Source organism: Chryseobacterium sp. StRB126, assembly GCF_000829375.1.
GTDB lineage: Bacteria > Bacteroidota > Bacteroidia > Flavobacteriales > Weeksellaceae > Chryseobacterium.
On the sequence record NZ_AP014624.1, the window covers coordinates 4,407,103 to 4,428,600 of the forward strand.

At 34.2% G+C, this 21,498-nt stretch carries 23 protein-coding genes and 1 riboswitch; of the genes, 15 read left to right on the top strand and 8 right to left on the bottom strand.

The features are described from left to right. Positions 1 to 3 precede the first annotated feature (3 nt). The 4 genes from CHSO_RS19850 to CHSO_RS19865 are packed head-to-tail and all read right to left on the bottom strand — an operon-like array spanning position 4 to position 2,235. Positions 4 to 537 carry a GNAT family N-acetyltransferase gene (locus tag CHSO_RS19850; protein ID WP_045499952.1) on the bottom strand — a complete coding sequence of 178 codons (534 nt, stop codon included), beginning with the start codon at positions 535 to 537 and terminating at the stop codon, positions 4 to 6. Next, positions 537 to 1,058, bottom strand: a complete 522-nt coding sequence (locus CHSO_RS19855; protein WP_045499955.1) for a GNAT family N-acetyltransferase — start codon at positions 1,056 to 1,058, stop codon at positions 537 to 539. The genes CHSO_RS19850 and CHSO_RS19855 overlap by 1 nt, the downstream gene beginning before the upstream one ends. A 6-nt stretch (positions 1,059 to 1,064) precedes the next feature. After that, positions 1,065 to 1,586 (bottom strand): GNAT family N-acetyltransferase, encoded by a 522-nt coding sequence (locus CHSO_RS19860; RefSeq protein WP_045503034.1) that lies wholly within the window; start codon positions 1,584 to 1,586, stop codon positions 1,065 to 1,067. A 4-nt stretch (positions 1,587 to 1,590) separates the two neighbouring features. Then, positions 1,591 to 2,235 (bottom strand): leucine-rich repeat domain-containing protein, encoded by a 645-nt coding sequence (locus CHSO_RS19865; RefSeq protein WP_045499957.1) that lies wholly within the window; start codon positions 2,233 to 2,235, stop codon positions 1,591 to 1,593. Between the two features lie 46 nt (positions 2,236 to 2,281). Here CHSO_RS19865 and CHSO_RS19870 point away from each other — a divergent pair, with 46 nt between their 5' ends. From CHSO_RS19870 to CHSO_RS19915, 10 genes are all read left to right on the top strand, one after another. Then, positions 2,282 to 3,268 carry a gliding motility protein GldB gene (locus CHSO_RS19870; protein ID WP_171817671.1) on the top strand — a complete coding sequence of 329 codons (987 nt, stop codon included), beginning with the start codon at positions 2,282 to 2,284 and terminating at the stop codon, positions 3,266 to 3,268. Positions 3,269 to 3,551: 283 nt separating this feature from the next. After that, a complete protein-coding gene (gene gldC, locus CHSO_RS19875) occupies positions 3,552 to 3,875 on the top strand; it encodes a gliding motility protein GldC (RefSeq protein ID WP_045499959.1) in 324 nt (107 codons plus the stop codon). A gap of 116 nt (positions 3,876 to 3,991) precedes the next feature. Further along, a complete protein-coding gene (locus tag CHSO_RS19880; RefSeq protein ID WP_045499962.1) occupies positions 3,992 to 5,131 on the top strand; it encodes a cystathionine gamma-synthase in 1,140 nt (379 codons plus the stop codon). A 19-nt stretch (positions 5,132 to 5,150) separates the two neighbouring features. Next, positions 5,151 to 5,627 (top strand): DUF4440 domain-containing protein, encoded by a 477-nt coding sequence (locus CHSO_RS19885; RefSeq protein WP_045499965.1) that lies wholly within the window; start codon positions 5,151 to 5,153, stop codon positions 5,625 to 5,627. A gap of 7 nt (positions 5,628 to 5,634) precedes the next feature. Continuing rightward, positions 5,635 to 6,081, top strand: coding sequence for a GNAT family N-acetyltransferase (locus CHSO_RS19890; protein WP_045499967.1), 447 nt, complete (start codon positions 5,635 to 5,637; stop codon positions 6,079 to 6,081). 112 nt (positions 6,082 to 6,193) lie between these two features. Continuing rightward, complete coding sequence (locus CHSO_RS19895) at positions 6,194 to 6,706, top strand: DinB family protein (protein ID WP_045499969.1); 513 nt, start codon at positions 6,194 to 6,196, stop codon at positions 6,704 to 6,706. A 280-nt stretch (positions 6,707 to 6,986) separates the two neighbouring features. Continuing rightward, on the top strand, positions 6,987 to 7,442 hold the full coding sequence (gene tnpA, locus CHSO_RS19900; RefSeq protein ID WP_232509100.1) for an IS200/IS605 family transposase: 456 nt from the start codon (positions 6,987 to 6,989) through the stop codon (positions 7,440 to 7,442). 298 nt (positions 7,443 to 7,740) lie between these two features. After that, complete coding sequence (locus CHSO_RS19905; RefSeq protein WP_045499971.1) at positions 7,741 to 8,289, top strand: L-threonylcarbamoyladenylate synthase; 549 nt, start codon at positions 7,741 to 7,743, stop codon at positions 8,287 to 8,289. 109 nt (positions 8,290 to 8,398) lie between these two features. After that, on the top strand, positions 8,399 to 8,743 hold the full coding sequence (locus CHSO_RS19910) for a nuclear transport factor 2 family protein (RefSeq protein ID WP_045499974.1): 345 nt from the start codon (positions 8,399 to 8,401) through the stop codon (positions 8,741 to 8,743). A gap of 37 nt (positions 8,744 to 8,780) precedes the next feature. Next, positions 8,781 to 10,202, top strand: a complete 1,422-nt coding sequence (locus CHSO_RS19915) for a CCA tRNA nucleotidyltransferase (protein ID WP_045499977.1) — start codon at positions 8,781 to 8,783, stop codon at positions 10,200 to 10,202. A gap of 165 nt (positions 10,203 to 10,367) precedes the next feature. Here CHSO_RS19915 and CHSO_RS19920 read toward each other — a convergent pair whose 3' ends face one another. The 3 genes from CHSO_RS19920 to CHSO_RS19935 all read right to left on the bottom strand — a co-directional run bounded on the left by CHSO_RS19920 (position 10,368) and on the right by CHSO_RS19935 (position 14,939). Next, positions 10,368 to 11,411 (bottom strand): DUF5074 domain-containing protein, encoded by a 1,044-nt coding sequence (locus CHSO_RS19920; RefSeq protein WP_045499980.1) that lies wholly within the window; start codon positions 11,409 to 11,411, stop codon positions 10,368 to 10,370. 5 nt (positions 11,412 to 11,416) lie between these two features. Next, the gene (locus CHSO_RS19925; RefSeq protein ID WP_052480668.1) at positions 11,417 to 13,252 is read right to left on the bottom strand and encodes a TonB-dependent receptor plug domain-containing protein; all 1,836 of its coding nucleotides are present in this window, start codon (positions 13,250 to 13,252) and stop codon (positions 11,417 to 11,419) included. Positions 13,253 to 13,285: 33 nt separating this feature from the next. Beyond that, positions 13,286 to 13,463, bottom strand: a riboswitch (cobalamin riboswitch). A gap of 180 nt (positions 13,464 to 13,643) precedes the next feature. Next, the gene (locus CHSO_RS19935; RefSeq protein WP_232509101.1) at positions 13,644 to 14,939 is read right to left on the bottom strand and encodes a T9SS type A sorting domain-containing protein; all 1,296 of its coding nucleotides are present in this window, start codon (positions 14,937 to 14,939) and stop codon (positions 13,644 to 13,646) included. A 203-nt stretch (positions 14,940 to 15,142) separates the two neighbouring features. Here CHSO_RS19935 and CHSO_RS19940 point away from each other — a divergent pair, with 203 nt between their 5' ends. Further along, the gene (locus CHSO_RS19940; RefSeq protein ID WP_045499999.1) at positions 15,143 to 16,750 is read left to right on the top strand and encodes a helix-turn-helix domain-containing protein; all 1,608 of its coding nucleotides are present in this window, start codon (positions 15,143 to 15,145) and stop codon (positions 16,748 to 16,750) included. Continuing rightward, on the top strand, positions 16,747 to 17,877 hold the full coding sequence (locus CHSO_RS19945; protein ID WP_045500002.1) for a tetratricopeptide repeat protein: 1,131 nt from the start codon (positions 16,747 to 16,749) through the stop codon (positions 17,875 to 17,877). The genes CHSO_RS19940 and CHSO_RS19945 overlap by 4 nt, the downstream gene beginning before the upstream one ends. A gap of 60 nt (positions 17,878 to 17,937) precedes the next feature. Here the strand turns inward: CHSO_RS19945 and pafA are convergent, their stop codons facing one another. Then, a complete protein-coding gene (pafA, locus tag CHSO_RS19950) occupies positions 17,938 to 19,584 on the bottom strand; it encodes an alkaline phosphatase PafA (RefSeq protein ID WP_045500004.1) in 1,647 nt (548 codons plus the stop codon). A 103-nt stretch (positions 19,585 to 19,687) separates the two neighbouring features. Between pafA and CHSO_RS19955 the strand changes: the two genes are divergently transcribed. Genes CHSO_RS19955 through CHSO_RS19965 form a run of 3 tightly spaced genes read left to right on the top strand, consistent with a single transcriptional unit; the run spans position 19,688 to position 21,454 of the window. Then, positions 19,688 to 20,473, top strand: coding sequence for a hypothetical protein (locus CHSO_RS19955; RefSeq protein ID WP_045500006.1), 786 nt, complete (start codon positions 19,688 to 19,690; stop codon positions 20,471 to 20,473). A gap of 40 nt (positions 20,474 to 20,513) precedes the next feature. Further along, positions 20,514 to 20,906: a VOC family protein gene (locus CHSO_RS19960; protein WP_045500009.1), complete on the top strand. Its 393-nt coding sequence runs from the start codon at positions 20,514 to 20,516 to the stop codon at positions 20,904 to 20,906. Between the two features lie 11 nt (positions 20,907 to 20,917). Further along, positions 20,918 to 21,454: a GNAT family N-acetyltransferase gene (locus tag CHSO_RS19965; protein ID WP_045500012.1), complete on the top strand. Its 537-nt coding sequence runs from the start codon at positions 20,918 to 20,920 to the stop codon at positions 21,452 to 21,454. Positions 21,455 to 21,498: the final 44 nt, after the last annotated feature.

Genomic DNA, 21,498 nt, shown 5'->3' on the forward strand with positions numbered 1-21,498 from the left:
TTTTTAGTCTATTCCAAATTCTCTGGGATATTTCACCATCCCTTTTCTATTTTTTAATCCGTCTTTTACCAGCTCAACGGCCATGCCGTTTACTTCCGGAATCTCAAACGGAAATAAGATCCCAAAATTACTTGTTTTTTCGTAACCAAACCTAGGATAATAATCTTCATGTCCAATTAGGATCACCGAATGGTATCCTAATTTTTGAGCAATACGATGACCTTCGCGAATTAATTGGCCTCCAATTCCCTGATTTTGAAACTCAGGTTTTACTGAAACAGGAGCCAGTGCCAGGGATTCGAATGTTTCTGAACCATTTTCAATGGTCAGTTTTGTAAACAAAATATGTCCGGTAATAATACTATTTTCATCTTCTGCAACTAATGAAAGTTCAGGAATAAATGCCTCAGATTTTCTTAATTTTTCAACAAGGAAATGTTCCTGGTGGTCACTATATTCCATATCCCTGAAGGCTTCTTCTATAAGTATAAAAACCTTCTCATAATCTTTTTCCTCTTCCTCTCTTATGGTGATCATTAAATATATTTTTCACGTTTTAGTTCATACCAAGAACACTTAACGCCTGAATCTTCAAATTGTCCTGTATTTTCAAAGCCCAATTTGGCTAAGATATAATTGGAACCTGCATTTGCTGAATCAGCATAAGCGTATATAATATTTGCTTTCAATTCTTTAAAACCATAATCCAGAGTAGCATTTGCTGCTTCCCACGCATATCCTTTCCCCCAAAATGCAGGGATAAAACGATAACCTAAATCCAGAGTTTCTACATACCCATTGATAGGTTCTTTTAATCGTTTTAATCCGCACCATCCTATTAACAATCCGCTTTCTTTTTCAATAACGGCCAGTCTTCCTACTCCATTTTCTTCATATTGTTTCTGAATCATTCTGATCACTTTCTTTGATTCTTCTTTGTTTTTTACAGGAGGCTCAAGGTATTTCATCACTTCAGGATCGGAATCCATAAGAAACATGCGTTCATCATCTCTCTCTTCAAGTTTTCTTAAAATCAGTCTTTCAGTTTCAAGTATCATATCCGCTTATTTTTTCTCTCTTTTCAATTCATACCAAAAGCAAATGCCATCCGGTTCTTCAAACTCACCTGTTTTCTCAAATCCAAGCTTTTTTAAAATGTGATTGGAAACTTCATGTTCAGAATGGGCATAGGCATATATGACCTCTGCATTCAGTTCATTAAATCCATAATCCAGAGAAGCTATTCCTGCTTCCACAGCATATCCTTTTCCCCAAGATTCTGGTAAAAAACGATAGCCTAGTTCCAGGACATTCTGATGACCATTTGTCTCTTTGGTCAATAATTTCAATCCGCTCCAACCAATAACCTTTCCACTTTCTTTTTCAACAACGGCAAGCCTTCCAACCCCGTTTTCTTCATATTGCTTCTGGATTATTTTGATAACATGTTTAGATTCATTGATATCCGTAGATACCGGTATACCAATATATTTCATCACCTCAGGATCAGAATCCATAAGGAAAATACGTTCTGCATCTTCTTCTTCAAGCTTTCTTAAAATCAGTCTTTGGGTTTCTATTTTCATATTATTAGTTTTGTTCATCGGTTCCAAAAATGATAACATCTGTCTTTAATCCTTTCTTGACATCTGCTTCTTTCATTTTATTTCCGCCTACATTTAAAGTCTGCAAAGCTGGATTTCCGGAAATATCAATGTGTTGGATTTTATTGTGTTCCACATTCAGTCTCCTTAGATTTTTAAGCTGAGACAGATCAATTGTTTTTAGCTGATTTAAAGATAATGTTAATTGGTCAATTTTTGGTATTCCTTCCATGGAAATAGTCTCCAAAAGATTATTATCCATGTATAAAGAAGTGAGGTTTTTCAGATTTTCAGCTTTAAATAATACTACTTTACATCCTGTACATGAAAAAAGGTTTAGTTTGTCCATATCTTTCATAACAATGGAAGGTATCGCATTATCATCCAACATAATCATTTTTGCATTTTTAAAGAAATGGAGATCCTCTGCTGAACTAATTCCTTTTTGAACCAAAAACAGGTTATTAACTGCTTCTGCTTCTGCCTGACTGATTATTCCGTCTTTATTTACATCAAAGTTTTCAACAACTGCCTTTTCAAGATTTTTATCTTTAAACTCAAGCTTCTGTTCCTGTAAAAGAGCTAAGCCGAAAATCCCCATGAGAACGGTAAATATTTTAAATTTCATCATGAAATATCCATTTAATCCTTACTTTTGTAAACTTAATGTAAAAATAATGAAGATTTTCAGATATATTGCCGTTTCTTCTATTTTAGTTGCGGGGTTGAACTCCTGTAAAAAAGAACCTGAAAACCAATGGAAAATAGAAGTGAAAGATGCCTCCGAAAAAATCGAAATGACAGATATTTCTAAAGAGTTTTACAATCCTAATGTTCCATTGGATCAATTTAAAGCTCAGTTTCCGTGGTTTCAGGGAACCGTTTCTGATGCTGATTTCTCTAAGAGAAGAGCTGATGCAGAAGAAATTAAGATCTATAAGGAAGCTATTGGAAAAATAGATCAGACTAAATTGCAGAAAGATCTTCAGAGTTTATTTTCACATATCAAGCATTATTTCCCACAGTTTAAAAGTCCAAAAGTATATCTGTTTTCATCAGCATTACAAATGGTTCAAGATCCAATTTTTTACGATGAAAAAGGAAATCTTTTATTCATAGATATTACCGGTTTTATGGGTGATGGCAATGCTCATTACAAAGGACTGGAACTCTATTTTCAGAAATCAATGAATCCACAGAACATTGTTCCAAAAGTTTCTCAACTTTTTGCCGAAAATATTGTAACGGAATCTCCGGATCATCAAAAATTCATAGATCAGGTAATTCTTAACGGAAAAGTAATGATTCTGCAGGATGCATTCCTTCCTGATACCCCAGACTACCTGAAAATGAATTATACCAAAAAACAATATGAATGGGCTACTTACAATGAAGCCAATATCTGGAATTATTTCGTGGAAAGTAATCTGTTATTTGGTGATGACCCAAGATTGGGAGAGCGTTTTATTGCTCCGGGACCCTTTTCAAAGTTCTATACAGAAATAGACAATGAGTCTTCCCCACAAATCGGAATTTTTACCGGATGGCAAATCTGTAAAGCTTACCTTAAAGAAAAGCCTGACACGACGCTGACAAGCTTTCTAAAAATGGATGCCACACAAATTTTTAACGAATCCGGTTATAAGCCTAGTGTAACAAAGTAACCGTTATTTCATACCTGTCTAAGACTTTTTGTAACTACAGAAAGTCTTTTTTATGGATATTATTCAAACAATATGGATGGAAAACCTGATTAACATACGGAATCTATATTTAGGAATTCATTCAGAATAAACTTATCCTTAAAAAGGTAAACATTTCCGATTTTATCAATCCAGCAGACAAAGTTTTCATCCCCAAATAATCCATTTTATGATGAAGATAATTTCGTAGAAATTTTGGATAAGCTGAAGAAGTATTAACTTTGCCAAAAAATTTTAGATTGATATGAGAAAAACTCAGATTACGATAGATGTAGAGCTTGATGAAAACCACGTTCCGGAAAACATTACATGGAATGCTCAGGATGGAGGTGTTGAAAAGGAGGAAACAAAAGCTACCATGATTTCTGTATGGGATGATAAAACAATGGAGGCTTTAAGAATCGATCTTTGGACAAAAGAAATGCCTGTAGACCAGATGAAGATGTTTATCCACCAGATTTTAGTTTCTCTAGGAAATACTTACCAAAGAGCAACCGGAGAAGAAGATGTGGCACAATGGCTGGAAGAAGTTGCGGAAGAGTTTGCTGTAAAATCAGCTATAAAATAAAAACAATTTGAGAATGAGGTAATTTGAGAATTTGAAAATAAAAGGACTAATATTTGTACCACAATAAAAATTAATTTTCAAATTACCCTATTTTAAAATTATCAAATTATATAAATATGAATTTTAATACCAAAGTAATTCACGGAGGGCAGCATCATGAGTCTGCAACGGGATCTGTAAACGTTCCTGTATTTTTAACCTCTACGTTTGCACAGAAAAGCCCTGGAGTACACTCCGGATATGAATATTCAAGAGCCGCTAACCCTACAAGACAGGCGTTAGAAGATTCTTTAGCCAGTATTGAAAACGGAGCCAGAGGTTTAGCTTTCGGTTCTGGTCTTGCAGCTATTGATTGCGTTTTGAAATTATTAAACCCTGGTGATGAGGTGATTGCTGTAGATGATCTTTACGGGGGTACTTACAGAATGTTCACCAGACTTTTTGAAAAATATCAGCTGAAGTTCACGTTTGTGAATTTTGATGATGTTTCTAAAATTGCAGATGTAATCACAGATAAAACCAAGCTAATCTGGGTAGAAACTCCAACTAACCCATTGATGAAATTGGTAGATATCAAAGCTGTAGTAGACATTGCTAAAGGAAAAGATATCTTAGTTGCTGTAGACAATACTTTTGCAACCCCTTATATCCAAAGACCAATTGATCTAGGAGCTGATATTGTAATGCATTCAGCTACTAAATATTTAGGAGGACATTCTGACGTTATTGCAGGTGCTCTTATTGCGAAAGATGCTGAATTAGGTGAAAAGCTTCACTTCATTCAGTTTGCAAGTGGTGGTATCTTAGGACCTCACGATTCTTACCTCGTATTAAGAGGGATTAAAACATTAGCATTAAGAATGCAGAGACACTCTGATAACGGACTTGCTGTAGCCAAATATCTTGAAACTCATCCTGCAGTAGATAAAGTAATTTATCCTGGATTAGAGTCTCACCCTCAATATGAGTTGGCAAAATCTCAGATGAAGGAATCGGGAGGAATGGTTTCGTTCACTTTCAAATCAGGAAAGAAAGAAGATGCCATTAAGTTCCTTGAAAAAGTAAGAGTATTCACTTTAGCCGAATCTTTAGGTGGTGTAGAATCTTTAGCGAACCACCCTGCTTTAATGACCCATGCTTCTATTCCGGCTGAAAAACGTGCTGAATTGGGAATTACTGATGACCTAGTACGCCTAAGCGTTGGAATTGAAGATGCAGATGATCTTATTGCAGATCTGGAAAAAGCATTTTCTTAACATAAAAAAATAAAACATAATGAGAAAGATTCATATTTTATTGTTATTAGTTTTTAGCCAATTTACATATTCTCAGGTACAAGAAACCGATGAATTATATAAAACAGCAAAAAAACTGGACAGCCTGATATTTGATGTAGGATTTAATAAATGTGATCATTCTCATTATGATTCTATCATAAGTAACGATCTTGAATTTTATCATGACATTGGAGGTGTTACTTTAGGTAAGAAAGCATTTATTACATCTGCTAAAAATAATATTTGCGCTTCTAAGAATAAGTTGAAACGGGAGTTGGTTGGGAACAGCATGAAAGTGTATCCTTTACATAAAGATAAAACGCTTTATGGATTGATACAGGAAGGAAATCACGATTTCTTTTTTATGGAAGAAGGAGTATGGAAAAAAGCAGGACAGGCAAAGTTTACCCATTTATGGATTTTGGAAAATAACCAATGGAAACTTAAGCGTGTTCTAAGTTATAATCATCACTAATACCCCTATGAAAAACACCAGAAAAGCAGTCCTTGCAGATTTACCCCAACTGGCCGAACTATTCGATCAGTACAGAATATACTATCACAAATCATCCGATATCCCTGCCGCTTCAGATTTTCTTCAGGAAAGAATTGAAAATAAAGACTCTGAAGTTTTTGTTTCAGAAGAAAATGGAATCTTAACTGGTTTTGTACAATTATACCCGATCTTTTCATCCACCAGAATGCAACGTTATTGGCTATTGAATGATCTGTATGTTAATGCCAACCATAGAGGAAAAGGCCACTCCAAAGAACTTATTGAAAAAGCAAAAGAACTGTGCAGAGCTTCAAATGCCTGTGGAATCCTGCTTGAAACAGGAAAAAACAATGATGTAGGTAACCAACTCTACCCTTCCTGCGGATTTGAACTCTATGACTCCGTGAATTTCTATGAATGGAGCAATTCATAAGTAATGAATAATAAAATACTGTAACTAATATTTTCATACCTAAAAAATAGAACCTCATCAAACTGCATCTCGAACCCGGTACCTGCATTTTAACTTATAACCCCAAAACAACATGACAGATTTTCAAAAATACATTCAAAGATATTTAGACCAGATTCCATCAGGAGATTGGTTAACTGAATTAAAAATATCGGAAGAAAAAACAGTAGGAATTTATTCTAATCTTACTGAAGAGCAATCAAAATTCGCTTACGCTGAAGGAAAATGGACATTGAAAGGATTACTTCTTCATTTATCTGATACAGAAAGAGTTTTCCAATACAGAATATTAGCGTTTGCCAGAGGTGATAAAAATAACCTTCCCGGATTTGATGAAAATGAATATGCGGATCAGTCTTTTGCCAGTGAGAGATCAGTGGAATCTTTACTGGAAGAATACAAACTGGTAAGAAAATCTTCTCAGATTCTAATCGAAACCATGAACCCTAAAGCTTTACAAAATATTGGTACAGCTAATGGACATGAAATTTCAGTGGAAACCATAGCAAAATTGATTATTGGACACAATTACCATCACCTGAATATTATTGAGGAAAGGTATTTATCTAAACTGGGCTGGATGTAATGAAATAATAAGTTTTGGCTAAAGCCAAGAGAATTTTTTCTTTATTGTTGAATGGGCTAAAGCCCATTCCTATTGAATTTGATAAAATGCAGTGAAATGGTGTAGGTAATATAATCAAACACTTATTTTTAATTCATAAGCAATAAATATATTCATAATTTACACATACAAAACATCAATAGAGACGGGCTAAAGCCCGTCGTTTAAATTGTATATCCAATCCATTGGCTTTAGCCAAAACTTATTAAAAAAAACATTATTTTTGATAAAAACAACACAAATGTCCTTTATCAAAATTTACGTTCACATAGTTTTCTCCACAAGAAATAGAATTCCCTATCTCAATACATTTGATCTGAGAATAAAGATATGGAAACACATCAAAGACTACGCCTCAGAAAAAGGAATATTCTTAGACATGATTAATGGATATTCAGACCATTGTCATTGTCTTATTTCCCTAGGATCCAATCAAAATATAGAAAAAGTTGTACAATTATTGAAGGGAGAATCTTCTTATTGGATCAATAAACATCAACTCACTAAAGATAAATTTGCATGGCAGGATGAATACTTTGCAGTTTCTGTTTCAGAAACCAAATTAGATGCAGTGAGGAATTATATTAAAAATCAGGAAAAACAGCATCAGAAAAAAGCTTTACAGAGGAATATCAGGAATTTATTGAAAAATATAATTTTAAAATGTAGGTTTTGGCTAAAGCCAGATGGAGTTTAATTTATTGTTGAATGGGCTAAAGCCCATTCCTATTGAATTTGATAAATAGCGTAAAATTATTTAAAACGACATTGTAATTTTACACAACATCATATTTTTTCATCATAGACAACAGTAACATAAATAAAAACATCATTAGGGACGGGCTTTAGCCCGTCTTTTAAATTGTATATCCAATCCATTGGCTTTGGCCAAAACCTAAAAAAACACCAATACGAAAACCTTTTTATCTCCAATTTTTTGTTCAAAATTCACAGATTCTCTACCTTTATCCACTATTTTGAATGTACATAAAAATATGGAACCTATTATTGAAATATTAAAATCCGGCGGAACTATTCTTTACCCTACAGATACCATTTGGGGAATTGGTTGTGATGCGACTAATACAGAAGCTGTCAACAAAATTTTTGACATCAAAAAGCGCGAGAAAAACAAGTCTATGATTATTCTGGTAGAGTCTGAAAAAAGACTTCAGGATTTGGTAGATGTTCCTGAAATGGCCTGGGAAATTATCGATTTAAGCGAAAAACCGGTAACCATTGTTTATGAAAATCCAAGAGGGCTACCTAAAGAATTGCTAGCGGAAGATGGCAGCATTGGAATCAGATTAGTAAAAAACGATTTTTGTAAAAAACTAATTACCAAGCTGAACAAGCCTTTGGTATCAACTTCTGCCAATTTCAGTGGTGATAAAAGTCCGTTAAAATTTTCAGATATTTCTCAAGAAATCATCAACCTCGTAGATTATGCCGTAGAAGAAGACAGAGATAAGGTTTCGAAATACTCTGGATCTTCCGTTATCAAAATATGGAACGATAATAGAATAAAAATTCTTAGAGAATAAAAATCCAGTATTAATCTGTTTATTTTTTAGAGTCTTGTCTGTATATATCGGCAGGATTTCTTTTTTTTAATTCTATCTTTGCAAAATCCAACTTGTAAAATTATATGCTATGAATCATCAAGAATTTGCTCAAATGTGGGTAAATACCTGGAACTCTCATGATTTAGAAGATATCCTCACCCACTATTCTGATGATATTGAGATAACCACTCCTATGATTGTTATGGCTACCGGAGGAAAAGAAAGTTCTTTAAAAGGAAAAGAGGCCGTTCGTGAATACTGGAGAAAGGCACTGGATAAATTTCCGGATCTGCACTTTAATCTGATTCATTCCACAGCAGGAGTAGGTTCTGTAGCATTATTTTATAAGTCTATCATGGATAAACACGCTGTAGAAGTGATGTTTTTTAATGAAGAAGGAAAAATAAGTAGAATGTACGCTCATTATGATTAATGATCCACATTGGTAGAAATTGACGCTATTATAAACGATGAAAATTAATCTTACTCAAAATAAGAATTTAAAACTTTTTAAAATAATTTCTGAAGCTGCAGAAAGAAATAACCAGTCTGTATACATTGTTGGTGGATATGTTCGTGATCTTCTGATGAAGAGAAATGCTTCCACAGATATCGACTTTGTAACAGAACAGAGCGGTATTGAACTGGCTCAGAATGTAGCTCAGGATATTGATCCTAAATTAAAAGTTTCCGTATTCAAAACCTATGGAACCGCCATGATAAAGTATAAAGATCTTGAGCTGGAATTTGTAGGAGCCAGAAAGGAAAGCTATACGGAAAACAGCCGAAAGCCTGAAGTAGAAGGCGGAACTTTAGAAGACGATCAGAAAAGAAGAGATTTTACGATCAATGCAATGGCCATTTCTCTGAACAAAGACAATTTTGGAGAGCTTATTGATCCGTTTAACGGAATTGAAGACTTGGAAAAAGAAATTTTAAGAACTCCGTTAGAGCCTGCTCAAACCTATTCTGATGATCCATTGAGAATGATGAGAGCAGTACGATTTGCTTCTACTCTAAATTTTACTATTGAAGAAAATTCTTTAGAAGCTATTAAACAAGAGGCAGAAAGAATTAAGATTGTTTCTATGGAAAGAATCATGGTGGAATTCAATAAGATCATGTTATCTGAAAAACCTTCTGTAGGCTTGAAATTAATGGAACAAACAGGACTTTTAAAGCTTATTATTCCAGAATTGATCGAACTGAAAGGAGTTGAAGAAGTTGAAGGCCAAACTCACAAAGATAACTTCTACCACACTCTTGAAGTAGTAGATAATATTTCCATCAATACGGATAATCTTTGGCTGCGTTGGTCTGCATTACTTCATGATATAGGAAAAGCACCTACGAAGAAATTTGTGGAAGGCACTGGATGGACATTCCATGGGCATGAATTCTTAGGCTCTAAAATGGTAAAAACTCTTTTTCAAAGATTGAAATTACCATTGGGAAACGATATGAAATATGTTCAGAAAATGGTAAAGCTTTCTTCCAGGCCTATTGCTCTGATTACAGATGACGCTTCAGATTCTGCTTTAAGAAGACTTTTATTTGATGCCGGAGAAAACCTTGAAGATCTGTTTACACTTTGTAAGGCAGATATCACCACTAAAAACTCTAAAAAGCAGGAAAAATTCAAGAAAAACTTTGAATATGTGGCGGTGAAGATTAAAGAGGTAGAGGAAAAAGATCAGGTAAGAAACTTCCAGCCTCCTATTACAGGAGAAGAGATTATGGAGATGTTTAATCTTCAGCCGAGCCGTGAAATCGGTATTTTAAAGGAAAAGGTAAAAGAAGCCATCCTTGAAGGCGAAATTGCTAATGAAAAGGAAGAGGCAACAAAATTTGTAATTGCTGAAGCTGAAAAGCTGGGATTAAAAGTGAACTAATTTTCACTCAATAAAAATATTTAAAGCTGGATAAAATATCCAGCTTTTTTATGCTTCAATGAGGTATATACCAAAGCCGGGCGGGTTCTAAGAACCCGCCCGGAAAAAAACACAAATGATGAAAAAATAAAAAATTATATTATATACGCCGAAGCGCAATATATTTTAGTTCCAATATATTGAATTGGAAGCTATACCTGCGGAGAAAGTTTTAATAATAGCTCCAGATGTATTATAAACAACAATCTTACTATCTTGCTTAAATCCATTGGCATCAGAAGTAAAAATGAGATCTTTTACTACACTGAATCCATAAAGATCAGAATATGGATCAGAACTACTTGCTACAGTAAATAACGGTGAAGTAGGTACCGTTCCTAGTTTCATATCCATGGTATAGACACTTTTACCTGAGCTGAAATAGAATTTACTGTTGGAGATCTCCAGATTCTTGGCATCGGCAATTCCTGTTAAAGTAGTAGTTTTTATAATATCACCCGTACTTGAGATCTGATAGATATAAGAATCTGTAGTTCCAGCTGCTATAGCATAAACATTCTGATTATTTGAAATGATTTTATTAATATTTCCGTTTACAGAAAAAGTCTTCTGAATCTCATTGGTAGTTGTATTAATAAGGGTGATATTATTTCCATATCCAAACGAAGCATTCTGTACAAAAATATTATTACCTGCTTCTACAATTCTCTCAACAGTATCTGAAAAAGGAATTTTTTTAACAAGAGAATTATCTGAAACTTTATAAACACTTACATATTTATCTCCCTGATATTTATCATTAGTTACATAAATATTATTGTTTGCAAAAGCCATATAACGAGGCTGATTAAGTCCGGATGTAATTTCACCAGTCGCTTTAAAGTTATAACGGTTTACAATCTGAATCTTATTTGAATTGTTTAATAATAAATAAGCATTATTACCATTGAAAGCAATCATCTGTAGAACATCTCCTAATTTGCCTCCATTGTTAAACGAGAAAATATTATCCTGCTTAAGGCTTAAGTCTGAAGTAACAAAGGTTACCTCAGCATTTGGTGTTCCGTATTTTCCCTCATTGGCAATCAGAAACCCAGCACTATAATCAATTCTAGGTTGAAGTTCATCGGTGTTATCTGTACTACAAGATACGACACCTAAAAGAAGCGTAAAAGCAAAAAGAAGATGTAAAAGTTTGTTCAGTTTCATATTATTTAAAAATTAATTGTTGCATAAATACTATAATTTCTTTTTGGCATCGGATAATCGTATACTGTCTGATAAATAGTATCTGTAAGATTATTCACTTTAAATCCCAGAGTATATTTTTTCAAAATATCTGCGGAAATACCAGTATTTAAAATAAAATAAGGATCCAAAGCCACAGATCTTTTCTCATCTGCTGTGGTATAAGTCAGTCCATTAAACAGTCCTTGTGCATAGATTTTAAGGAAATCAAACTTATAATCTATAGAACCATTTACTTTATGTAAAGGAACATACATCATCTGTTTTTGGGTTTCTTTATTTATAGATTTAGAATAGGTATATCCGGCATTAATCTTCAGGCGATGTCTGCCGAAACTTTTATTCCAGCTAACCTGTGATTCTAACCCGTAGAATTCAGATTTGTATGTATTAAAAGGGGCCCAATATCCGTATGAAGTAGGAAGCCAGCTGATAAAATCCTTAATATCCATATAATATGGGTTAAGAATAATCTTAAAACCACCAAAATTAAACTCATGGTCCATATCGATATTTAAGGAGGTCTCAGGCTGTAAATTCAGATTCCCGCCCGGCTTCCAATAAAGATCATTAAAAGTAGGATATCTGAAGTTTCTTGAAAAGCTTGCTCCTATATGATACCATTTCAAAGCATTCCATTTTCCCGAAAAGGAATACAGAACCGGAGATGAGATATCTTCTACAAAATCTTTCTTTATACCTGCTTCAAAGCGTAGGTCCTTAGAAACAAAATATTTTATCATTCCGGCTAAAGATCCTATGTTCCGGCTTACACTTCCTATCTCATAACCTTCAGCCTTATTCACCTGGAACTCTCCGATTGCATTGATATTGATTTTGGGAGTTATAAAATAATTAAAATCGTTTTTAAGGATATAATTCTTTCCTTCTGCTCCATTAGATTTAAGCGAATGTATATCTGAAAAATACCTGTAATTATCTTCCGTATAAGCAAATTTAAAGCTGTTGGAGAGATTCACTTTATTGATATCCCAGGAGATCATGCTTCTCAAAGTATTTGCCTTATACTTTGTTCTGTTACCATTTTCCTCGTAAATCACATAATGTTGCGAAGCATCAAATATCTGGCTTTGCCATGAAATAGTCTGAGAATCCGTAATTTTATAAGCAGTTCCTATATTAAAGGTTGTATTGTAATATCTTCCATTGATATTCTTAAATGAAGTCCTGCCTACTACATATTCAGGTACCTCATAATCATTTGTACTTACAGCATAGTTTGCAGAAGCTTTAAAGCTGAATTTATCATTACTGTACGAGCCTTTGAGAAAATTATTATAAGTACCAAAAGATGCTATTTCTGAAAACAGAGAACCATGAAAACCTTTATTAAAATCAAGGTTATTGTTCAAGTGAATACTTCCACCAATAGCCCCAGAACCATAAGTAACACTTCCTCCACCTGCTTTTATTCCAATCTGGTCATATCCAAACAAGGCAATATTGTTGATATCTCCCTGACCTAAAAAATTAGAGTTAATATTAATCCCATTCCAAACAAAAGCTGTCTGTTGAGCTGAAGTTCCCCTGAAAGAAGGTGAAGAAACAGCACCACGGCCGTTTTCTTTGATATAAATGGAAGATTGAAACCTTAATAGCTCAGAAAGATTACTAGAGTTCTTTTCTACATCTTCAATATTAATTGTTTTCACAGGGTGAAACTGCTTCACCTTGTTCATCTGGCTGTCGAAAATATAAATAGTATCAACAACCTTCTCCTGCCCGAAAAGAAAGCCGCCATAAGATGACAAAAACAGTACTAGAGATCTTTTTATATCCATATCCTTCTACTTTTCCTCCGAAAGCAATATGTTTTATTTGATTACTATTCTGGCAGGTCTCCTGACTTTCGCTTTCTGTGCCTTCCCGTTTTATACAGTGGCTGTCTACAGAAATTTCTATTGCGATTTACAGTTGCGGGGACAGTTTGGGAGTTCCACCCAATTCCCTTTTCATTCCAATATACTGGAAACCAAAATTTTTGCAAAGATAGTTTTTTAAATGTATTAGGCAAAAAATGAATTTTATAACAGGTATAAGGAAACCTGAAGATGAAAATAGTGAAGTATAAACTTACAAACCCACTCTTTCATCTCAGTGCTTAAAAAATGGTTGTTCTCAATATTGAAAACAACCATTCATGGTATAACTATTATTAAAATTTGCTAATTTTTACTTCTTGATGAATTTATAACTCTGCTGCTTCCCTCCTTTCTCGGAAAACTGTACTATATAATTTCCTTTTGGTAAAAAGGAAACATCAATCTGATGTTCCATAGCTGTGAACGATTTTACTTTTTGCCCTACCATATTATAAACTTCTGCCTTTTCTATATTTCCGGTCCCTTTAATATATAAAATATCAACTACCGGATTAGGGTAAATTCCTAGTGTATTTTGATCTTTTACAACATCGTTTACTGATAAATATCCCGTAAGATCGAGATAAAACGCTACCATTTGATTGGACGCATTCACTCCCATACCAGCTATCTTTTTTCCGTCCTGAGATATAGCCAAAGGAAGTCCCATAATTACCCCATTGGTATTAATGCCTAAGCTTGTTGCATAGTCATTGAGATTAAGACGTCCATCCGTTTCCGTCCAGATGAAACCTTCTCCAGACATTGGCGGAGCTCCAAATGCCCTGTAAAATCCAATAACCTTTGTTCCATCCCCCGAAACTCCGGTTGCTCCTCCTTTAAAAGAGAATGAAGCATTGGGGTGTGTTATATATGTTAGTCCAGTTCCGGCCTTCCATACATAAGGATTTGGATTTGCCGAACCAATTATTGTATTGCCATCTGTAGAAACAGCTCCTGCTTCTCCTACGTTGTTTCCGTTGTTATCTGTAATGAAACTTTCCACACCATCTACCCATTTTGCACCACTTCTTGTTCCTGTAGACTCATCCTGCCATCCTACCACAACAGTTCCATCTGCACTTATTGCGTTGGCTCTCGAGCTTCGTCCGCTCACCATACTCCCTAGATCTACCACTCCGTTTGTTGCATCCCATTTTACAGCATGGGCATTTGCTGCGGTAAGCCACCCCAGTCCTACAATTGCACTGCCATCAGGAGACATTCCCCATGTAGAACTTACACTGCCATCCCAACCAGTGGGCACAAGTCCACCTCTATTAGTCCATGTAGCAGAGCTCACATCATACGTTGAAATCTCATTAAAGTTTGTCACAGTATTTGTGACTGAGGATGCGATCTTCATTCCGTCATTAGAAACAACCGTTTTTCCAGCTGCCGGATATCCGTTTGATATCGTCCCTATTTGTACAATTCCTGTATTTGCTGTCCACATAAATATTCCACCACCAGTAGTCTGCATGCTTACCACTCCTTTATCAGAAACCGAACCGACATTATAATTCCCAAGTCCCATTACCGAAAGCTGAGCCTCAACTATATTAAAATTAAAAAAGAAACAAACAGCAAGTAATTTAATTGACATTTTGTAAAAATTTCTCATATATTATTATATTTAATTTTAAAAACCAACAGAAACAATATTAACATTATATTTGACTAGGCAAAAGAAATAGGCTTTCACAATTCGTGAATTTTAAAAGAATAAAAAATATAAAACCCTAATAACCAAACATTTGAACAAAATCAATTTTGAAGACGATTTCCGGGTAGGTCGTTAAGAAATACATGAAAAATAAATTATTATTCAGAAAGATGATTGAAAACAGAGGAAGAATTTTCCTGCTGATCCTCACGTTATGCTTCTCTATTATCAGCGGGCAATCTGGTCCTGACTTTACTATTATTGCTGATAAGGCAATTCAGAAATTATATCAAAATCCTGACGACTGTATCAGCTACACCCAAGGGCTTCTGGTAAGTGATCAGGATGTAGAGGATAGAATCGTACTTCAAAACATTATTTCACAAGCTTTTGCCATGAAGGGAGACTATATGCAGTCTGTCAATAGCTTTTCCCAGAAAGAAAATCCGGATCAAAACCAAGATATTTCTTATTTTATGCGGGTTTTTGAGGATTATAATCTCGCAGACCAATATCAGAACTTGGGATTATATAATCAGTCTAAACAGATTATTACTCATCTTTTATCAGATCAAACGCTTCTGAAAAGCAATGATCCCAAATTAAGGATTACCACTGCAAAACTTTATCAGCTTCAGGCTTTGAATCTGGGAATCAGTAGAGATTATTCCAATGCCTTAGAAAACCTTAACAAAAGCGATCAGTATATTGATAATGATAATGAGGAAAATAAAATTATTAAAACAGAAAATAAGATTTTCCGTTCTTCCTATTTAATGAAACAAAATAAACTGGAAGAATATAAAAAAATTATAGAAAATGTAATTTCTGAACTTGAAAAACAGAAAAATCAGCCATTTTTACTCAGTTTAGCTTATGAAAACCTATCTCGTTTTTATTTCTTACAACAGGATTATAAAACGTCAGTTCAAAAACTGGAACTGGGACTGTCATTGATTCAAGATCTTCCTTTTAATAATATAAAGATCAAAATTTACGAATCTTTATCCCGGACTTATTTTGCGCTCCATGATGATATCAAATACCATCAATACAATAAATATTATAATGATCTAAGATCAAAAACAGATTCAAGCACAAAAGAAGGAATACGGTATATTGTAAAACTGGTTGAAACCAATCAAAATAAGACCCTTGAATTTGAAAAGCAGAATTATTTAAAATCGTTCTGGACTTCCACTTTCATTTTCTCTGTGATTGTCATTGGACTATTGATCTATTTTCTGGTTATTAAAAACAAAAATAAAGATTTAAAAAAGCAATTTGATTTCTTTGAAAGACAGAACAGCCAACAAAAACAAATGGTCCATCCAATTACTGACTTAGCAAAAAGTACTGAGACAGAAAGGAATTCCAATAAAATTTCCAAAGAAAAAGAAGAAGAAATCCTTCAAAAACTAGAAGAATTTGAACAATCTGACCGATATCTGAACAAAAATATGTCATTATCTATGCTTTCTGCTCAAATGGAGGTTAATACCAAATATCTTTCAGAAGTCATCAATAATAACAAGGAAAAAAATTTCAATGGATATATTAATAAGCTAAGGATCAACCACATCGTTCAACTATTAAAAACAGATCCTACTTTTCTTAATTATAAGGTAAGTTATCTTGCAGAATACTCAGGCTTTTCTTCACATAGTGCCTTTACCACTGTTTTTAAATCAGTTACCGGAATATCTCCTAATGCTTACATTCAGGAAATCAGTAAAAGTAAAGTATCATGAAACTAAGATTGAACATTTTCTCATTAATCTTTTTGGCCTTTATTTTTATAAAAGGTCAGGACACTTCGTATACTTCCCTGTTAAAAAAAGCCAAACTTGAAATTTATGACAATCCTGATAAAGCCATTCACATTGGAAAGCAACTACTGAAAAAAGATAATGATCTCAAAACATCTGTTGAGATCTATATGCTTCTTTCAACAGCCAATGTTGCCAAAAGGAATTTCGAAGAATCTTTAATGTACATTTTAAAGGCCAAAGAACTTTCACAGAAAACCAATGATATCAAAAGCCAGGTGAGTGTGCTTGTCTCTGTTGCTATACAATATCAGCAAATGGAGCTTTTCAGCAAGAGTCTTGAAACACTGAATGAAGCAGATCAATACCTGGTAAAACTACCTGAGGGAGCCACTGAAAAATATGCCGAAACTGCTAGAATCTATGCCATAAAAGGAATGATTTATAAAAGTCAGTCCAACTCTGAAATTGCCCTGGAAAAGTTTCTGATCTCCATAGAAAATTTTGAAAAAGTACCTGTAAAGAAAACCTCCTATTCCAATATGAGTGTGGTTTATTATAATATTGGCTATTGCTATCTTAACCTTAATCTCATTGATAAGGCCCAACAGGCATTTTTACAGTCCATAGACTGTGCTCAGCAAAATAATGCCAAAAGTCTGGAAGCATTCGCTTTAAAAGGAATGTCTGAGGTCTATAAACAAAAGCATGATAATAAAACCGCTATCCATCTTTTGATAAAAGCTGAAAACCTAAGTAAAAATACAGGAGACATTATCTTGAATGAAGGAATTTATAACGAAATGGCAAACAATTATCTCGCCATGGAGCAGCAGGATTTATATCAACTATACAATAAGAAATATTTTGAAATGCGGTTTAAGAGAAAGCAAAACGAGTTATCTTCTATTAACCAGGTCATAAATAATCATAATAAAGAAACCTCCGCAAAAAAACAAAAACTGAAATCTCAGTACCATTATATGAATATTCTGTCTTTTGCTATTGCTGGAATTTTGGTTTCTCTTTTACTGTATTTTATTTTAAAAATAAGAAAGCAGAATAAAAAGCTTCAAAAGGAGATTCAACAAATTATAAGAGCTTCATAATTTGTATAAAACAAAAAAACATTCCAAAGTTGGAATGTTTTTTTGTGTATGTTATTCTGTTTATTTACCCATAACTTCAGTGATTGGATTTCCAACACTTCCACTTGGGAACTGGATTTTCAATAATGAAGAAACAGTAGGTGCAATATCAGTCATATGATAAGCCTTGTTGCTTTCTCCGTGCTGAACTCCCCAGCCCATAAAGATCAATGGAATGTGTGAATCATAAGAGTTCCATACACTGTGAGTAGTTCCTGTTTTAGAATATGGCGGAAGCATAGAATCGTGAGAGATTAATTGGATATCACCACTTCTCTGTCTGTTGATTCCGTTGATAATTCTTTGTTTGATTGGCTCCGGAATGCTTGATTCCTGAACTCTATCTACAGAAACTGCATATAAAACAGTAGGATCTTTTTCCAGTTCTTTAACGGCAAAGTTTCTTACATCATCCAATTCAAGTTTGCTGTCTTCCAATACTTTTCTATCGAAATAGATTTGGTAATTATCGATAGCGTTAATCAATTTATCAGCCCCGAATTTATCTTTTAATTTTTGGTTAAGATTCTTTTCTGCACCTTCTCCAAAGAAACCTGTCGGGATTTTATGTTCTTTCAAGAATCCTACAGAATGCGCTCCACCGTGATCAGCAGAAAGGAAAACTGTATACTCTCCTTTTCCAACTTTTGAATCCAGATAATTGAAGAATTGTGCTAAATCCTGATCTAATCTGATATAAACATCCTCTACTTCAATGGAGTTCGGACCGAATTTATGTCCTGCATAATCCGTAGAAGCCAAATTGATGGCTAAAAAGTCTGTAATATTATCACCACCCAGCTTTTCACCTTCTACAGAAGCTTCAGCCAACTTTAGTGTCAGCGTATTTCCGAAAGGTGTATAACGGATGTTGTCTTTTTTGGTCTGATAATCTTTTGCAAGATCACTGTAAGGGAATGTAGGTGTTTTTGCACTTCCTAATAATCCTTCCCAAGGAGAATTGTCCGGTGCACTTTCTGTATACTGATTGATCGGAAGCAAAGTATTCCAACCGTTAGCAACCAATTTTTCCGGTAAATTCTGAGAGTTAAATGACTTTACCCACTGAGGAAGATCATTCATATACCATGTACTTGTGATAAAGTTTCCTGTACTGTCATCAAACCAGAAAGCTCCGTTGGGTGTGTGACCCGCAGGAAGAATGGAAGCTCTGTCTTTTAAAGAAACTCCAATTACTTTTCCCTGGAAATTGGTTGCTAGTCTCAATTCATCAGTTACTGTTGTAGACCAAAGATTTTTCGGAGAGTGGCTTCCTGTTTTTGTATTGGTTGTTCCTACCGGCTGAACGCTGTCATCCGCCGTACAATATACTCCTTTACCTGTTTCCTTATCTGTCCAGTCGTTTCCGGCAATCCCGTGAATGGCAGGTACTGATCCTGTATAGATACAAGTATGTCCCAAAGCCGTAATGGTAGGAACATAAGGAATGTGTACGTTATTTAAAGAATATCCTGTATTCAAAAGTCTTTTGAAACCGTCATTTCCATATTTATTGTAAAAACGGTATAAATAATCCCAACGCATCTGGTCTACTACCAGACCCACTACCAATTTGGGTCTTTCCAGTTGAGAATTTCTATTCTTCTGTGCATTGATTGTAACTACGGACAAAAAAGTAGCTGCCGCAATTGAAATGTTCCTAAGCATCCAAGTAAAATTTTATTGTTCACAAATTTAGGGGTTTTGAATGTTTTAGAACGTGAATTTTTATTTAAATTTGATCTTTATTCAATTCTCAACACAATTCATCATGATTTTAGGAGCCTACTGGTATTTTAAATTTCCTGAAAGTTTATATCATTTCAGATTTTTTAAGTTTTTCGAAGGATATGGAGGTCATGCAGATAATGCTGCTGAATTGGCTGCAAGAGTTCAGGTTGAGAATGCAGATGATTTTATTGTAAAATTGGAAAAACTGAAAACCCAGTTTAAGAAAGCTTTTTTACATCTTAATATCAACGAGAATCAACTCATCATCAGCATTGGAGGATATGTTCTTTTTGATTTTTATTTCCAGTTGGCTCTTGAAATAGAAGAATTATTGATTCGTGAACATGCTATTATATTAGATTTCAGTATCCCATTTAAATCACTCTCTACCAAAGCCTATCATACTGAAGGAGAAAATATGGGAAATAATGAACACCGTTTTCTACAGATTATAGGTTCAGATCTCAAAAAAAATAATGCTGAAAATCTTTCCATAAGAATTGATTGTAACCTGCCTTTATCTGATAAAGAATTCTTCATTAATGACCTGGGTTCTATCTGTCGTGAAGAAAACCTCAATGTATTCTATTATAACGATTATGATTTCTACAATCACTGTAACCTGATGCTTTTCTTTACCAATGGTCGTCAGAAAAAAGATTCAATTCAAACAGTCAATCTTAATTCGTTTGGAGATAAAGTAAGACAGCTTACTCAAAAATATCCGCTTCATTTTGGTCATCTTGAAGGATTAAAATATTATCCTCAAAATGGTCCTAATATTGAGTTGATGGTGGATGAAGAATATATTTTAAGTAAAAAATAAAACAAGTTTAATTCAAAAAACGCCTCTAAATATAATAGTTATGATTAAGTTTAAATATGTTATTCTGTATGTAGAAGATGTAGAATCATCAATGAATTTCTACCAAAACACTTTCAATGCTGAGATCAAATTCATCACTCCGGAAAAAGACTATGGTGAACTGGTTACAGGAGAAACTACGCTGTCTTTTGCCTCTGTTGAATTAGCCGGCTCCAATATTAAAAAAGGATTTATGCTTTCAAAAACGGAAGAAAAACCTTTTGGAATTGAGCTGGGATTTGTCACAGATGATGTAGAAACCTTAGTAGAAAAAGCAATAAAAAACGGAGCTGTTCTGTACGAAGATATTGCTGTAAAACCTTGGGGACAAAAGACAGCATACATCAAAGATCCTAATAATTACCTCGTGGAAATTTGTACTGAAATTCAATAAAATATTCTTCCGTGGAAATAAAAAAACTACAACAGCTAACTTCCAACCCTAGTTTAAGCTGGGGTCATAACGGATATTCAACAGATATCATCTACTCTATTTCTTCAATCGAGTTCAACGATTCTTTTGAGTTTAGTATGAGAGAAAAAAGATTATCCTACACTAAAGTTTGGGAAACCTGTTCTGACGACATTGATGAGCTCAATACCATTATCGAAAAAGACTCTTCTTTCGGAGTTTTTGCAGATGGTGAACTTCAAGGCTGGATCATTGGTGAACACAGAATATGGAACAATAGTTTCTATATCGAAAACCTTCTGGTTAATGAAAAATACAGAAGAAAGGGGTTAGGGATCATGCTGATTAAAAATACCATCAAGGAAGCCAGGAAACTGAACTGCAGGGTTATTGAACTTGAAACTCAGAATACGAACTATCCTGCGATACAGTTTTACAGAAGAATGGGCTTCAATATCACCGGAGTGAATACGAGATTATACGATAACTCCGAAGAAATTGCTCTTTTTATGACACTGGATATAGAATAAATGATAAAAGCGGGCATTCTTCTACAACGCTCAGGATAATAGCC

Bases quoted from the DNA above. Each gene is read 5' to 3' on its own strand.
- CHSO_RS19850 (WP_045499952.1), bottom strand. From the start codon at position 537: ATGATCACCATAAGAGAGGAAGAGGAAAAAGATTATGAGAAGGTTTTT.
- CHSO_RS19855 (WP_045499955.1), bottom strand. From the start codon at position 1,058: ATGATACTTGAAACTGAAAGACTGATTTTAAGAAAACTTGAAGAGAGA.
- CHSO_RS19860 (WP_045503034.1), bottom strand. From the start codon at position 1,586: ATGAAAATAGAAACCCAAAGACTGATTTTAAGAAAGCTTGAAGAAGAA.
- CHSO_RS19865 (WP_045499957.1), bottom strand. From the start codon at position 2,235: ATGATGAAATTTAAAATATTTACCGTTCTCATGGGGATTTTCGGCTTA.
- CHSO_RS19870 (WP_171817671.1), top strand. From the start codon at position 2,282: ATGAAGATTTTCAGATATATTGCCGTTTCTTCTATTTTAGTTGCGGGG.
- gldC (WP_045499959.1), top strand. From the start codon at position 3,552: ATGAGAAAAACTCAGATTACGATAGATGTAGAGCTTGATGAAAACCAC.
- CHSO_RS19880 (WP_045499962.1), top strand. From the start codon at position 3,992: ATGAATTTTAATACCAAAGTAATTCACGGAGGGCAGCATCATGAGTCT.
- CHSO_RS19885 (WP_045499965.1), top strand. From the start codon at position 5,151: ATGAGAAAGATTCATATTTTATTGTTATTAGTTTTTAGCCAATTTACA.
- CHSO_RS19890 (WP_045499967.1), top strand. From the start codon at position 5,635: ATGAAAAACACCAGAAAAGCAGTCCTTGCAGATTTACCCCAACTGGCC.
- CHSO_RS19895 (WP_045499969.1), top strand. From the start codon at position 6,194: ATGACAGATTTTCAAAAATACATTCAAAGATATTTAGACCAGATTCCA.
- tnpA (WP_232509100.1), top strand. From the start codon at position 6,987: ATGTCCTTTATCAAAATTTACGTTCACATAGTTTTCTCCACAAGAAAT.
- CHSO_RS19905 (WP_045499971.1), top strand. From the start codon at position 7,741: ATGGAACCTATTATTGAAATATTAAAATCCGGCGGAACTATTCTTTAC.
- CHSO_RS19910 (WP_045499974.1), top strand. From the start codon at position 8,399: ATGAATCATCAAGAATTTGCTCAAATGTGGGTAAATACCTGGAACTCT.
- CHSO_RS19915 (WP_045499977.1), top strand. From the start codon at position 8,781: ATGAAAATTAATCTTACTCAAAATAAGAATTTAAAACTTTTTAAAATA.
- CHSO_RS19920 (WP_045499980.1), bottom strand. From the start codon at position 11,411: ATGAAACTGAACAAACTTTTACATCTTCTTTTTGCTTTTACGCTTCTT.
- CHSO_RS19925 (WP_052480668.1), bottom strand. From the start codon at position 13,252: ATGGATATAAAAAGATCTCTAGTACTGTTTTTGTCATCTTATGGCGGC.
- CHSO_RS19935 (WP_232509101.1), bottom strand. From the start codon at position 14,939: ATGTCAATTAAATTACTTGCTGTTTGTTTCTTTTTTAATTTTAATATA.
- CHSO_RS19940 (WP_045499999.1), top strand. From the start codon at position 15,143: ATGAAAAATAAATTATTATTCAGAAAGATGATTGAAAACAGAGGAAGA.
- CHSO_RS19945 (WP_045500002.1), top strand. From the start codon at position 16,747: ATGAAACTAAGATTGAACATTTTCTCATTAATCTTTTTGGCCTTTATT.
- pafA (WP_045500004.1), bottom strand. From the start codon at position 19,584: ATGCTTAGGAACATTTCAATTGCGGCAGCTACTTTTTTGTCCGTAGTT.
- CHSO_RS19955 (WP_045500006.1), top strand. From the start codon at position 19,688: ATGATTTTAGGAGCCTACTGGTATTTTAAATTTCCTGAAAGTTTATAT.
- CHSO_RS19960 (WP_045500009.1), top strand. From the start codon at position 20,514: ATGATTAAGTTTAAATATGTTATTCTGTATGTAGAAGATGTAGAATCA.